Genomic DNA, 13,411 nt, shown 5'->3' with positions numbered 1-13,411 from the left:
TGCGCTCGCCTTCCTCCATTTCCGCATAAAGCGACTCCACGATGTCCGCCACGCGGTCCAGGCCCAGTTCGGATTCGTCGATGGCGGCGAACTGGTAGTCGGTCAGGATGGCCGGATTCTGGTGGGCCTGGTTCGGGCGCTCGGCGTCCTCGCATTTGGCGACCGAGGCCACGCAGGTATTGGCGATGGTCGCCTGCGTCAGCCCCGAGGCCGGGCGTTCCGAGGTGATCCAGTTGATCTGCCCGGAATTGCAGCGCCCCTTGCTGTCCAGATCAGGCCAGGCCCCTTCATACAGCGACATGACGCCTGGCATGATGTCGTCCGACAGCACCGCCCCGGCGATCACCGCGCCGCGTTCGTTTCGGATTTCCACCAGATCGCCATCGGCGATGCCGCGCGCCTCGGCGTCCTGGCGGTTCATCCTCACGGGTTCGCGCCCGTCGATCTTGTAAAGCTCGCGCAGCTTGGCCGAGTTGTCCATCTGGCTGTGCAGGCGATACCAGGGATGCGGGCTGACGATGTGCAGCTGGCCTTCCTTGGCGTTGCCCAGATATTCCAGCGGTTCCTGCCAGACGGGCATGCCGGGGTTGTCGGGCACGTTCATGTCGGCGATGGACGAACAGAACATTTCGATCTTGCCCGACAGCGTGTGCAGCGGGTTTGCCTCGGGGTCTTCGTAGAAGGCGCCGTGGCGCACCCATTTGCGGGCCTCGGGGGGGGCTGGTTGCAGGGCATAGCCCTTTTCCCAGAACTCCTCGAAGGGCGTGGTCTTCGACGCGCCGGTGCGTTCATAGGCCGCGCGGATGTGGTCCATATAATCCACGCTGTCGGTGAACTGCGCCCAGAGACCCATCTTGTCGGCAAGCGCCTCGAAGATCTCGTAATCGCTCATCGATTCGCCCTGCGGTTCGATGACCTTCTTCATCGCGTAGATCTTGTCGTTGGAATAGGTGCCGCCGACCGAGATGTCGTCGCGTTCCAGCGTGCTTGACGCGGGCAGCACGATGTCGGCCCACCGGACGGCGGCGGTCCACCAGACGTCCTGGCTGACGATGGTGTGCAGCTTGCCGAAGGCTTTCAGCAGCCGGTTCAGGTCCTGCTGGTGCGAGACGAAATTGTTGCCTGCGTTGTAGATCATCCGGATGTCGGGATAGGTGCGGGTCTGGCCGTTGTAGAAGAACTCCTTGCCGGGATTTTCCAGCATCTCGACGATGCGGCTGGCGGGGCAGAGCTTGTCCACGAGGTTCTTGCCCGCCGACAGCCCCGTGGGCGTGGGCTGGCCCGACTGCGGCATCCCGCCGCTGCCATAGTGCCAGGAAAAGCCCACGCCTTCGCCGGGCTTGCCGATCTTGCCGATGAGCGCGGCGAAGTTGATGATCGCGTGGTGGGTCAGTTCGCCGTGATGGGCGCGCTGCAGCGACCAGGCGCCGCCGAACTGGGTGCGCGATTTGGCGAAAAGCTCGGCCATCTCGCGGATCTTGTCGGCCGGGATGCCGGTGATGCCGGCGGCCCAGTCGGGCGTCTTGGCGGTGCCGTCATCCTCGCCCTTGACATAGGCGATCCAGCGGTCGGCGCCGGTCGTGTATTTCTCGATATAGGCGCGGTCTTCCAGACCTTGTTCCAGCACGTGATGGGCCATGCCCAGGAACAGCGCGATGTCCGTGTTGGGCACGATCTGCACCCAGTCCGCATTCAGGTAGGAATCCGACGCCGTGCGCTGCGGGTTGATCGAGATGAAGCGGCAGCCCGCGTCGCGGATCTCGGCCCAGGGGCGGGACATGCCGTGGTCGGCCACGGTGAACTCGATCCGGTTGTTCTTGACCGGGTCGCAGCCGACCAACACGAAGACCTCGGTGTTGTCGCGCACGACCTCCCATGCGGTCTGGGGCGAATAGACCTCCATGTCGCCGATGATGTGAGGCAGGGCCACCTGCGACGCGCCGGCCGAGAAGTCGCCCTGGGTGATGGTGCAGCCGCCGACCAGGTTGAAGAAGCGTTGCTGCATGACGTTCGGGCGGAACGAGCCGGCATTTGACCAGCCGCCGTAGGAGGAGCTGAAGATCGCCTCGTTGCCGTTTTCCTCGATGGTCTTGACGATGGCATTGGCGGTCAGGGCCAGGGCGGTGTCCCAGTCGACCTGAACGAATTCCTCCTTGCCGCGCAGTTCCGGCTTGGTGTCGCCGCTCTGCCAGCCGTCCAGATAGGACTTGCGGACCATCGGATAAAGGATGCGGCTGTCGTCATAGGTGCGGTCCATGACGCCCAGCATCAGCATGTCGGTGGGCTGATGGTCGAGTTCCGTGATCGGAGAAATCGCAGTGATGCGCCCATCCCGCACGACCGCCTCGAAGGGGCCGAAATGCGAGGCGTGGAAGACCCGCTGGCCATGCGAGTTCGGGTCGATGGCAGCAAGAGCAGAGCTGCCCATCAGGTTGCTAAGGCTGGTCACTCCAACCGCTGCCGCACCGGCCTGCATGAAGCCACGGCGGGAGATTTGAAATGCACTCATGGGCTCATCCTTCTATCTTGTGTCTGTAGTGTTTGAACCTCGCGATGCGCGCGGTCCTTGATCTGGAACAAGACAACAATAACAAAACAGGCCATCTTGTTGCAGCAGAACACAATGGAAGGTGGAGTTCAACCTTCAGACGATTGAACGAAAGAGCCATTTATGCGTTCATGACTCAGGAGCGTGCAAAGGAGATGGATGCGATGCGTGTGATGTCTGGTATCTTTGGACCTGCAGCGGTAGCGCTGATCCTTGTTTCGCCGGCGCTTGCCCAGGAAGCCCCCCCAGCTCCCGCCGCACCTGACGCTGCGCAGCCCGAGGGTGCGGCACCCGGGGGTTCAGCGCCTGCCAATCCTCACGCGATGCTGCCTGAGCTGACAGGAGGCCCCCTTGGCTCGCCGACTGCCCTGCACGGCAATCCGGTGCCGGGCACCTCGACCTCGATCCCTACAACCAATCCGGCAACTGTCACACCGCTGCCCGCACGCGAGGGCAAGCCGGTCGAGCGCGAGGATACTGGGATCGATGGTCAGTGCGATCCGGCGGTCAGCCTGAACACCTGCCCGCAGCGGCCCGAGGCCGACGTAACTCAGGCTGTCACAACTGACGTTCCGGGTGCTGATGCAGTTGCTCAGCCTCAGACAGGGCAGACCGTGCCTGAAGAGGAAAGTGGGTCGGGGAACTGACCTGCCGCCGCCTTTCGTGCCCTGCGCCTTGTATCCGATGGATCTGCGGGATGCTCTAGGGTCTTGGGAGAGGGATTTACACCCTGAGGCGTCTGCCCTGGAGAGCATCAATCGCTTCGGTCTATGTGACTTTCTGGCGCAGGCGGCGTCACTGGCAGGCACCGTGAGATCGGGCTAGGCTTCACTCGATTTGGCCCGGATCTAGACCGCAGCAAGCGGATCTTCATGCAGCTTGTTATGGGAAAAACAGAAATGTCTCTCGGTTACGTCAGCCTGCCCGGACGCGGCGCAAACGACCGGTTTCTGGCTCAGGTTGCCGCCCGATTGCAGGACCGGGGCCTGAAGCTGGCGGGAACCGTGCAAACCAACATCGAGCGAGCGGATCGGACAAAGTGCGACATGGACATTGTCGTCCTGCCCGATGGGCCGGTCCTGCGTATCAGTGAGGATCGCGGCAACCTTGCTCGTGGCTGCCGCCTGGATGCAGGTGTCCTGGAACAGGCGGTTGCCGGCGTCTCGCGCGCAATGCCCGGCGCCGATCTGCTGATCGTCAACAAGTTCGGCAAGCAAGAGGCCGAAGGGCGCGGCATGGCGCCGCTGATTGCCGACGCTCTGGAACGAAATCTTCCGGTTCTGCTGGGGGTCAATGGCCTGAACCTACCGGCCTTCCAGACCTTTGCTGGCGGGCTTGAAACCGCTCTCGCGGCTGACATCGATCAGGTTGTCGAGTGGTGTGTGAGTGCTGGCTATCATCTCCACGAACCTGCCAGATGAAATCATTCTCAGCTTGATTCTTGGGGAAAAGCGAACTGCTGCTTGAATTGAGATTAATCCCACGCTGACTTCGCGGTCGTGCAGCCTTGACGTGGCTGACAGTGTCGCCCCCTACATCCTTCGGCGGTCCGCGCATGTTTGGTTAGCATCGGGGCCACGGAGTTATTCTTCAGTTTGCACGCACAGGACCTAAAATGGCCAGCCCTTCGCGGCACATATCAAGGGTAATGTGCTCACAAACCGATTGGTCCCGAATAGCTTGTGTCATTCAACCATCCCCTTACGGACGCAAGCCCACCACCATTTCCTGAAAGATCGCCATGCCCAGACGCCGCATTCTGACCGACCGCCAACGGGCGGCATTGTTCGACCTGCCGACCGATGATGCCTCGATGCTGCGCCACTACACGCTGGCAGACGACGATCTGGAGATCATCCATGCCCGTCGCCGTTCCCACAATCGCTTCGGCTTTGCCCTGCAACTCTGCGCGCTGCGATATCCCGGACGGTTGCTGGCGCCGGGCGAGGTCATACCGCTGCCAGTCACACGCTTTCTGGCCGCGCAACTTGGGACAAGGCCTGACGATCTGGCCGGCTACGCCGCCCGCGAGGAAACCCGGCATGAGCACCTGGCCATCTTGCGCGACATCTACGGTTACAAGATGTTCACCGGGCGGGGCGCACGAGACCTGAGGGCCTGGCTTGAAGATGCGGCCGAGACTGCCCGGTCGAACGAGGATCTGGCGCGGCGCTTCGTCGAGCAATGCAGGGCGTCCCAGAGCATCCTGCCCGGAATCACGGTCATCGAGCGGCTTTGCGCGGATGCGCTTGTAGCCGCTGAACGACGGGTCGATGCCCGGATCGCCCGTCGGCTGGACGATGACATACGGACGCGGCTCGATGCTCTGTTGACCGAAGATACGGGCGGCTCGGTCACGCGGTTTGTCTGGCTGCGTCAGTTCGAGGTCGGGCGGAACTCGGCTGACCTTGCGGGAAATCGGACGGGTCGAGCGGACACTCTTCATCATCGACTGGCTGCTTGATGCCGACATGCAACGCCGCGCACAGGTCGGGCTCAACAAAGGCGAGGCCCATCACGCGTTGAAAAACGCCCTACGCATCGGCCGTCAGGGTGAAATCCGCGATCGCACCTCCGAGGGCCAGCACTTCCGGATGGCCGGGCTGAACCTCCTCGCCGCCATCGTCATCTATTGGAACACCAAGCATCTCGGCCAAGCCGTCACCAGTCGCCGGCGCGAAGGCCTGGACTGCTTACCCAACCTCCTCGCCCACATCTCGCCCCTCGGCTGGGCACATATCCTGCTCACGGGGGAGTACAGGTGGCCGAAAAGGGCTTAGCGTAGGATCCTGCCCCCTCCGGCATCAGACCCCCGAAACGGCGCGTCTGGCGCAAGCTCCTCCTTGGGATCGATGAAGAAACGTTGGAGATCCGGGCCGTCGAAGTCACCGGGAGCCACATCGGTGATGCGCCCATCCTACCCCACCTTCTCGACCAAATCCCGCAGGACCAGGAAATCGGTAGCGTTACGGTTGATGGCGCCTACGACACGCGCAAATGCCACGATGCGATTGCAGATCGCGGTGGCCGCAGTCGATGGTGGGGGATTGCTCGGGCATCGCGGGCCTCCGTCAGATCACGATTTGAATTCATAGCATTTGCGGTGTAACATCCTTCCCGAACCATCCGGAGCACAGCCCTTGTCGATCAAACCCGCGCCCCGCACCGTCGAGCCTTTGGTCGAGGCCTTCGCCACCGTGCTGCGCCGCCGGCGTCTGGCGCAGGACCTGTCGCAAGAGGCGCTGGCCCGGCGCGCCGATGTCTCGATGCGCTTTGTCTCGCTGCTCGAGCTCGGCCGCCACATGCCGACGATCAACACCATGCAAAAGCTGGCCCGGGGGTTGGGCATGCCGCTGTCGGATCTGGTCCGTGAGGCGGAAGAGGAACCGGCGCAGGAATAGCGGGACCGCTGCATCAGCCCTCCTCCCGCGCGGCGAGCAGCCGCATTGCATCCGCCAGAACGCCCGCCTCGAACTCGGGCCGCAGCTGCCCGTCGAGCGAGAGCAGCGCGATCTTGAGGCGCAATTCGGCCAGATTCCCGGCTGGCCGAGCCGCAAGCCCGGCCTCGAGATCGCGGATGCGGTGCTGGATCCGGTCCATCTCGGCCATCACCGCGCGGCCCTCGTCGCTGGCCGCGAACCCCGCAGCAGCCGCACGGGCATCGCAGGCGGCATGATAGCTCCAGGCCTGTTCCAGCGCGGACCGGGTCGTCAGGAACGCCGAATCAATCTCGGGTTCAGCATCATTCCCCGTCCCCGCGATCTGCGACAGCTGCGACAGGCCGTCCGCTGCCTCTGCCGAAACATCACTCAGGCGGCCATTGTCGATTTCCGGTCCCTGCATTGGCCGCCCCTGATCACTGGTTGAACTCACTACACTATGTGAGCAATATACAGTGATATTTGCAAGAGGGGCAGCGACAATTATTTCCGCCGCCCGCCATCTCCGCCCACGCAGAGCCGCACCAAGACGCGCTCAGGATGATCAAATGGTGGATCACTTCATTTGATCATTTGAGGCTTTGAACACGCCACCTGTGAACCAACAGCCCCAGACGCGGGCCAGAATGATCATTTGATCACATGATCATAGGGTGATCTGCTTCATCGCCTCATTGGTTGGAAATCCTCATTTGATCATGGCGCGGTCCCCGGAGCAGGACCGACCAAGGCCGCCCGACCGTGCAGCCATCTCGCCCGTTTCCACCGACAGGAGCGAAAGCACCCGCAACCCGCCGACGATCAACGCCATGCAGAAGCTGGCGGCGGGATTGTCGGCGCGGCTCTGGGACGTGTTACGCGAAGCAGGGATATGGTCGGCAGGTTTGACGGGGCACACATGCGCGACGGTCGCGTCCGTCAAGGTGGTGTAATTTCCCAGATGGCCTGAGGTCATGATCAAGCGGCTTTCGTTGTGATGCTGAGAATGGGGTCGATTTCCTCCTTGTCGATCTGGGCGAAGGCCTCGACCATCATGTAGCGGCTGGCGGTCTGCCATTCGTCGTTCTGCTCGAACAGCACGGCACCGATCAGGCGCATGATGGAGGCCTCATTCGGGAAGATCCCGACGACATCGGCGCGGCGCTTCACCTCCTTGTTCAGGCGTTCGATCGGGTTGGTGCTGTGTAGCTTGGTGCGGTGCTGGCGTGGGAAGGACATGTAAGCCAGCACATCGTGCTCGCTGTCATCCATCAGATCGGCCAGCTTTGGCCATCTCGGGCGCAACTGCTCGGCCACCTTGCGCCATGTCTCGCCGGCATGGGCGCGGTCGGGCTGGTCGAAGGCCTGCCGGATCGCGGCGGCGACCACGGTGTGCTGGCCGCGCGAGACGTGTGCCAGCGCGTTGCGCATCCAGTGAACGCGACACCTTTGCCAAGTGGCTTCGAACACGCGGGCGATGGCGGCCTTGAGACCGGTATGGGCGTCGCTGATGACCAGCCGGACGCCACCGAGACCCCGGGCCCGCAGCGAGCGCAGGAACTCGGTCCAGAACGTCTCGGCCTCGGATGGGCCGATGCCCAGGCCGATGATTTCCCTGCGCCCTTCGGTGTTGGCGGCCACGGCGATTATCGCCGCGACCGGCACGATACGGCCGCCCTGACGCACCTTGAGATAGGTGGCATCCAGCCAGACATAGGGCCACTCCCCGCTCAGCGGGCGGTTCAGGAACTCACCGACCCGCTCATCGATGTCCTTGCACAGCTTGGACACCGTGCTCTTCGAGATGCCGCTCAGCCCCATCGCCTGCACCAACTCGTCCACGCGGCGGGTCGAGACACCACCGATCCAGGCTTCCTGGATCACCGCGACGAGCGCCTGTTCCGAGGTTTTCCGGGCTTCCAGGAAGCCGGGGAAATAGCTGCCCTGCCGCAGCTTCGGAACGCGCAGGTTCAGCGTGCCCAAACGGGTATCGAGAGCGCGCTCTCGATACCCGTTCCGCCAGGTCGTGCGTTCACCGCTGCGTTCATGCCGGCCGGCGCCGATCAGGCCGTCGACATCACTCTCCATGATCAGCTGAAGAACGGCCTCGGCAATGCCGCGCAGGAAATCGCCCTGATCATGCTTGGCCAGAAGCTCGGACAGGTCCATGTTGGTCTTGGTCATCGGGGTCTCCGTAAGGTTCGTGGTTGAAGCGTCGAAACTCCACCTCGACCATACACCTCGATGGCCACCCGGGATTACACCGATGAAGGTGCTGAAATTACACCACGTCCGCGGACGCTAACCTCGACGTGCTCGCCCGGCAGTAAGCGGCCTTCACCCGCCGCGACATGGCCGCTTGCGTATACCGTTACGGCGAAGGTCCGGGCCAGTTCAACGCGGTGCTGGGCGCCATGCGCAGGGCACCCGACCCGGTGGCGCAGGGGTAGGATGTGCGCGGCGGCGAGCGCTTCACCACGCGCGACTTGCTCGAGGTCGAACAGCGGCTACACCGCGCGGCGATGACGATGACGTCCGCGACCGCGATACAGCCCTTGCCCGCGCCGAGGCGCAGGATCTGATCCTGTCCGCCGAGCAGGCCGAGGCGCTTGCCCATGTCACCGACGGCTGTAGTCTCGGGATCATCATCGGCCATGCCGGGACGGGGAAGAGCGCTATGCTGGACGCGGCCTGTAAGACCTGGGAGGCGGCGGGGTTACCTCACCGCCATTCCCTCTTCAGCCCTTGGAAGAAAGGCTTGGGTGGCCGCCGAATTTATTGCGCAGGGCCGACAGGAAACGATTGCCCAGTTCATTTTTTTCGCGCGACGAAAAACGGGCAAACAGCGCTGCGGCGAGCACTTGCGCCGAGGTGCGCTGGTCGATGGCCGCTTCAATCGTCCACCGACCTTCACCACTATCAGCGACTTCGGTAGAATACTGATCCAGCGTCGGATTGCTGGCCAGAGCGTCGGCCCCAAGATCCAGCAGCCATGAACTGACTACGCTGCCACGCCGCCAGACTTCTGCGATAGCGGCGAGGTCAAGGTCATAGCGGTAATCTTCTTCCACCACTGCATGACCTGCCGAGGCGAACAGCGCGAAACCTTCGGCCATGGCCTGCATCATACCGTACTCGATCCCATTATGGATCATTTTCACATAGTGGCCGGAGCCGGGCTTGCCACAATGGAGCCATCCAGCCTCACCCGGAGCTTGAGGTCCACCATCGCGGGCAGGTGTTCTTGCGGCCGCATCTATCCCCGGTGCGAGCGTGTCAAGAATAGGCACGATCCGCCCGATTGCCTCATTTGCCCCGCCTAGCATCAGTGAGTATCCACGAGCCAACCCAAAAACACCTCCGCTGGTTCCGCAATCAACCATCAGGATGCCTTTAGCGGCCAGCATCTGGGCGCGCGCAACGCTCTCTTTGAAATGGCTATTGCCTCCATCGATGATGACGTCGCCTGATGTGCAAAGTTGGCCCAGCTCGGTCAACACCTGCTCGGTTACTTCACCGGCGGGAACCATCAGCCAGACTACACGAGGCGCTGCCAAAGCTGCGACCAAAGACCCGATGTCGGCATAGCTGACTGTGCCGACTTCTTTTGCCAACGCCTCCCTCGTCGTCTGGTTTGCACTGTGAACGTGACATTGATGCCCGGCCTTCGACAGCCGCCGGACCATGTTGCCGCCCATTCGTCCGAGACCGATAAATCCCAGTTCCATCGTTAAGTCCTTTCTTGATTTCCAATGCGTATTTGGGCCGGTCCGGCTCAGCTCACCTGTACGCGGCGCCAAAAGGCGACCATGCCCCTTATTTGCGCTGCCGCCGACCTGGGAGATGGGTAATACCAAGCCGCATCAGGGTTGGTCTTTCCGTCCACCTCTAGTGAGTAGTACGATGCAGTTCCCTTCCAGGGGCAAACCGTTTCGCGCGTGCTTTGCGATAGGTACACTGCCCGCACACTTTCGATCGGAAAGTAGTGATTGCCTTCGACAACAACGGTAGCGTCGCTTTCTGCGATGACTTTGCCGTTCCAGATTGCCTTGACCATTTGGCGCCCCCTTTTGTCAGTCTGTCTGATCCATGACCTCGCGGACACGCAGACGGAGTGCCGGAAGGAGTTCTGTCCCGAACCAGGGATTGCGGCGCAGAAACGCGTTGTTGCGCCAGGAAGGGTGCGGCAGCGGCACGACTACCGGCGCCCAATGGCGCCAGTCAGCAACAGTGGCTGTTACGCCCGCCTTGCGTGCGTCTGCGCCCAGGTGCCAACCATGGGCGTAACCCCCGATCAAGATAGTGAGCCTTACCTGATTGAGCGCGTCCAGCGCCCGGCTTCGCCACGTTGCCGCGCAGCGTGGTGGTGGCGGCAGGTCGCTGCCATTCACATGATAGCCGGGAAAGCAAAATGCCATGGGTAGGATACTGATCCGGTCGCGATCATAGAATTCATCGCGCGTAACCCCCAACCACTCACGCAACCGGTCGCCCGAGCGGTCATCGAAGGGGATGCCGGATTCGTGCACGCGCAAGCCAGGCGCCTGCCCAACAATCAGAATCCGTGCGCGTTGCCGCAGCCAGACGACTGGCCGGGGTTCGTGCCTTGTGGCAGTGGCTGCGAAATCTGCTGCGCACATACGGCAGGGCCGTATTTCCTGTGCTATCGCCGGCTCGCCAGCACTCATCCTCTGTACCTTTGTTCTTTCCAGGGATCACCGTAGTTATGATACCCCAGCTTTTCCCAAAAGCCCTTGTAGTCATAGGGACTGAAATGGAGGCCACGAAGCCACTTGGCGCTTTTCCACAGATATAGGTCCGGCACCACCAGTCGTGCCGGGCCACCATGTTCTACGCTCAGCGGTTTACCGTCGAATTCTGTGGCCACAAAGGCTTTGTCACTTAACATATCGACCAAACGCAGGTTCGCGGTGTAATTGCCGTCCGCACGCGCCTGAACATAAACCGGATCAGCTACTGGGCGAACAAGATCGGCCAGTACAGAAACTGCCACCCCGCGCCAAAGTGTGCCCAGTTTGGACCATCTGGTCACGCAGTGCAGATCGGCGCTGAATTCGCGCTGTGGGAGGGCCTGAAAGCCCGCCCAATCCAGTGTGATCGCCTGTTCGACGTCACCGTCGAGGGTTAGTGACCATGTTTCCTTGTCGGCCGTCTTGGGCGTACCCGCCGTCATTACCGGGAATTTCTGAGTTACCACCTGATTGGGCGGAATGCGCGGGCGTCCATCTGGGCGAAGAGTACTCATCGTCAGCTCCCGATTGTCAGTAGACCTCAGTGACCTTCAGCTTGCGGCCGCGGAACTCACAGAATTCACCGGCTCTCTTGCCTTCCAGGGCCTCGTAGATTGGCGCCGCTTGTGAGACACCGATAAATTTCTGCCCCTGACATGAAAACTCTCCTGTCGAGACGCCAATGACCAGATAGCGATCCCCGATCCGCACTGCTGCGCCCGGCGCCACTTCGGTTTTCGGTCCGAAATCAAGCACGTTCAACGCTGAGATTTTGGCTTCCACTTGATGCTCGCGGTCATCGAACGCCTCAGCAAGATCGGCGGCGGTTTCTGCTTGGCCCTGTTCGTCATTTTCAATCGGCTCCGTGCGATCCAGCCGCGCGGCGCTGAGAAATCGCTCATAGGTTTTATGGGCTTGCTCAAGTTCGGCCTCTGTCAGGGCCAGCATCGTGTTGCGCAAGTGGTTCTTGTCGATCATGGGTTTTCCTTTACGATAGTTGGAGTTGTTAAGTTGGTGATTTTGCGGGGCTTCTGATCCCGCTCAAGCGTGGGAAAAAGATTTGGGCGCAGCACTTTCCATCGTTATCCTGTTCACGATCTCGTCCACGATCGTGCGGGTCGCGGCTGTGTTTCTAGAACACACGGGCATTTCACGCGACGTTGCCAGAGTTCAGGCCATGTCGGCACTTAGCGGCACGGGGTTCACCACGTCTGAATCCGAACTGATCCTCCAAACACCGGAGCGCAGACGTATCCTTGTGATCTTGATGATTACCGGTTCCGTTGGTCTGGCCTCGGTGGTTGCCACTGTTGTGGTTGGGGCCTTCGGGATCAAGGAAACGGCCAGCGGGTTGTTGCTTCAGCTTACGGCGATCATCACGGCAATCGCCTTTGTGCGCTACGTGCTCTTTTCCTCTGTCGTCGATGAGTTCATTTGCGGCATGGCACATGCGTGGCTTGTCAAACACATGGCGCATGTTCCGTTCACGGTTTTGTACCAGTTGGATGCGGACAGGGTGATTGCCCAACATAGTTTGGCGAAGGCACCTCCTTCGAACAATGTGGAGTGGCCCGGCGACCTGACCCTCATCGGTGTGCGCAGCGCCTTCAACGCCGAGATAAACCCGTGGGACGGAACGCCGTTGCCTGAAGGATCGGCCATGGTCTTGGCGGGGCCAAGGGCGTCCCATCATAAGTTTGCCGCCGCCCATGGATTGACCCCAGATACAGGAGCGCACTGAGGCATGACAGACGTCAAAACATCGCCGGGGTTTCTTCACCTGCACGCACTGAACGGGGGCGGGGAATGGCTCCATATGTGTATCAAGCATCGAGAGACCAGCGCCTATCTCATGGAGGTGGCCATGCTCGACGACCTGGTTGTCGATGCGATGATCGAAGAGGACACACGTTCGCGCGTGCGCGTTCTTGATGACGGGATCATGGTGCTTTTGAAGGCCATGCATGTCGGTCAGGACATGGCACGCCCTGAAGACATGGTGTCGATCAGGATCTGGATCGACAAGACGCGCGTCATTACTACACGCGAGGCCGATGTTGACCCGATCCTGGCCCTTCATCAAAAGTTGTCCGCAGGTGCAGGCCCAACCACACCGGGTGAGTTTCTGGCTGATCTTATCGAAGAACACCTCGATGAGGTCGATGACCACATCGAGGAACTGGAAGACGCGGTCAACAGGATCGAAGGGCTTGTGGGCACTCATCAGACCGAGGCTGCCTGCCCCAATATGGCACAAACCCAATCGCGTATCAGCGGCTTCTTGCGCCACCTCGGGCCACAAAAACCTGTGCTGGAACACTTGTCGCGCTGCAAGCACTCCCTTTTGAGCGAAAGAGAGCGCACGCGGATCGATGACGGGCTCGATCAGCTTTTGCGGTATCTTGAAACCCTGCAAAACCTGCGGGACCGCGTTGATATCCTCAACGATCAGGTTGCCCGCATTCAAGACAGGCAACTGACGCGCAGCTCCTTTGTCTTCTCGGTCGTGGCGACGCTGTTCCTTCCGCTTGGGTTTATTGTCAGCGCGTTCGGTGTGAACCTCATGGGGGTTCCCTTCGAAGGGCATGCAAATGGTTTCACCATACTGATGGTGATCTGTTTGGCTCTGGTCGCAGGGATGCTGGTCTTGTTCCGCTGGCGAAAGTGGTTCTGACGGAGGTGGCGGCTGCATT

The 13,411-nt window shown here is 61.2% G+C and carries 15 protein-coding genes and 3 pseudogenes; 9 read left to right on the top strand and 9 right to left on the bottom strand.

What is annotated here, in order from left to right:
- Positions 1-2,509: molybdopterin-dependent oxidoreductase (locus ACFOMH_RS19485; protein ID WP_377746551.1), on the bottom strand; the 2,509-nt coding region annotated here is incomplete at its 3' end.
- A gap of 32 nt (positions 2,510-2,541) precedes the next feature.
- On the opposite strand from ACFOMH_RS19485, the gene ACFOMH_RS19480 reads away from it, so the two are divergent.
- The 6 genes and pseudogenes from ACFOMH_RS19480 (at position 2,542) to ACFOMH_RS19455 (ending at position 5,949) form a co-directional block, all read left to right on the top strand.
- On the top strand, positions 2,542-3,195 hold the full coding sequence (locus ACFOMH_RS19480) for a hypothetical protein (protein WP_377746549.1): 654 nt from the start codon (positions 2,542-2,544) through the stop codon (positions 3,193-3,195).
- A gap of 252 nt (positions 3,196-3,447) precedes the next feature.
- Positions 3,448-3,969, top strand: a complete 522-nt coding sequence (locus ACFOMH_RS19475) for a DUF2478 domain-containing protein (RefSeq protein ID WP_377746553.1) — start codon at positions 3,448-3,450, stop codon at positions 3,967-3,969.
- A 320-nt stretch (positions 3,970-4,289) separates the two neighbouring features.
- Positions 4,290-5,006: pseudogene (locus ACFOMH_RS19470) on the top strand (DUF4158 domain-containing protein); the annotation flags it as partial.
- Positions 4,912-5,328: a Tn3 family transposase gene (locus ACFOMH_RS19465; protein WP_449301462.1), complete on the top strand. Its 417-nt coding sequence runs from the start codon at positions 4,912-4,914 to the stop codon at positions 5,326-5,328. The pseudogene ACFOMH_RS19470 and the gene ACFOMH_RS19465, both read left to right, overlap by 95 nt.
- 35 nt (positions 5,329-5,363) lie before the next feature.
- Positions 5,364-5,582 (top strand): annotated as a pseudogene (locus tag ACFOMH_RS19460) (transposase); the annotation flags it as partial.
- A gap of 106 nt (positions 5,583-5,688) precedes the next feature.
- Positions 5,689-5,949, top strand: a complete 261-nt coding sequence (locus tag ACFOMH_RS19455) for a helix-turn-helix domain-containing protein (protein WP_323718310.1) — start codon at positions 5,689-5,691, stop codon at positions 5,947-5,949.
- 13 nt (positions 5,950-5,962) lie between these two features.
- Here ACFOMH_RS19455 and ACFOMH_RS19450 read toward each other — a convergent pair whose 3' ends face one another.
- The 3 genes from ACFOMH_RS19450 to ACFOMH_RS19440 form a co-directional block, all read right to left on the bottom strand.
- A complete protein-coding gene (locus ACFOMH_RS19450; RefSeq protein WP_377746548.1) occupies positions 5,963-6,391 on the bottom strand; it encodes a hypothetical protein in 429 nt (142 codons plus the stop codon).
- A 285-nt stretch (positions 6,392-6,676) separates the two neighbouring features.
- Positions 6,677-6,949, bottom strand: a complete 273-nt coding sequence (locus tag ACFOMH_RS19445; RefSeq protein ID WP_377746547.1) for a hypothetical protein — start codon at positions 6,947-6,949, stop codon at positions 6,677-6,679.
- Positions 6,946-8,151 carry an IS256 family transposase gene (locus ACFOMH_RS19440; protein WP_377746545.1) on the bottom strand — a complete coding sequence of 402 codons (1,206 nt, stop codon included), beginning with the start codon at positions 8,149-8,151 and terminating at the stop codon, positions 6,946-6,948. The genes ACFOMH_RS19445 and ACFOMH_RS19440 overlap by 4 nt, the downstream gene beginning before the upstream one ends.
- A 175-nt stretch (positions 8,152-8,326) precedes the next feature.
- On the opposite strand from ACFOMH_RS19440, the pseudogene ACFOMH_RS19435 reads away from it, so the two are divergent.
- Positions 8,327-8,632 (top strand): annotated as a pseudogene (locus ACFOMH_RS19435) (hypothetical protein); the annotation flags it as partial.
- Between the two features lie 73 nt (positions 8,633-8,705).
- On the opposite strand, the gene gnd reads toward ACFOMH_RS19435, so the two are convergent.
- Genes gnd through ACFOMH_RS19410 form a run of 5 tightly spaced genes read right to left on the bottom strand, consistent with a single transcriptional unit; the run spans position 8,706 to position 11,696 of the window.
- Entirely contained in the window at positions 8,706-9,695 is a 990-nt protein-coding gene (gene gnd, locus ACFOMH_RS19430; protein WP_028720615.1) for a phosphogluconate dehydrogenase (NAD(+)-dependent, decarboxylating), read from the bottom strand.
- Positions 9,696-9,742: 47 nt separating this feature from the next.
- A complete protein-coding gene (locus ACFOMH_RS19425) occupies positions 9,743-10,024 on the bottom strand; it encodes a DUF427 domain-containing protein (protein ID WP_081791467.1) in 282 nt (93 codons plus the stop codon).
- A gap of 16 nt (positions 10,025-10,040) precedes the next feature.
- Positions 10,041-10,655 carry a uracil-DNA glycosylase family protein gene (locus ACFOMH_RS19420; RefSeq protein WP_081791466.1) on the bottom strand — a complete coding sequence of 205 codons (615 nt, stop codon included), beginning with the start codon at positions 10,653-10,655 and terminating at the stop codon, positions 10,041-10,043.
- Positions 10,652-11,233 carry a molybdopterin-dependent oxidoreductase gene (locus ACFOMH_RS19415; RefSeq protein ID WP_081791465.1) on the bottom strand — a complete coding sequence of 194 codons (582 nt, stop codon included), beginning with the start codon at positions 11,231-11,233 and terminating at the stop codon, positions 10,652-10,654. Before ACFOMH_RS19415 ends, ACFOMH_RS19420 begins: the two co-directional genes overlap by 4 nt.
- A gap of 16 nt (positions 11,234-11,249) precedes the next feature.
- On the bottom strand, positions 11,250-11,696 hold the full coding sequence (locus tag ACFOMH_RS19410) for a hypothetical protein (RefSeq protein WP_036763518.1): 447 nt from the start codon (positions 11,694-11,696) through the stop codon (positions 11,250-11,252).
- Positions 11,697-11,778: 82 nt separating this feature from the next.
- On the opposite strand from ACFOMH_RS19410, the gene ACFOMH_RS19405 reads away from it, so the two are divergent.
- Together ACFOMH_RS19405 and ACFOMH_RS19400 are read left to right on the top strand one after the other, a co-directional pair.
- On the top strand, positions 11,779-12,459 hold the full coding sequence (locus ACFOMH_RS19405; protein ID WP_052432431.1) for a hypothetical protein: 681 nt from the start codon (positions 11,779-11,781) through the stop codon (positions 12,457-12,459).
- A 3-nt stretch (positions 12,460-12,462) separates the two neighbouring features.
- Positions 12,463-13,392: a CorA family divalent cation transporter gene (locus ACFOMH_RS19400; protein WP_028720613.1), complete on the top strand. Its 930-nt coding sequence runs from the start codon at positions 12,463-12,465 to the stop codon at positions 13,390-13,392.
- Positions 13,393-13,411 lie beyond the last annotated feature (19 nt).

It is taken from the genome of Paracoccus mangrovi (assembly GCF_042648425.1).
GTDB lineage: Bacteria > Pseudomonadota > Alphaproteobacteria > Rhodobacterales > Rhodobacteraceae > Paracoccus > Paracoccus mangrovi.
Note: the sequence above shows the minus strand (reverse complement) of the source record. Positions and strands in the feature narration are given on the sequence as shown.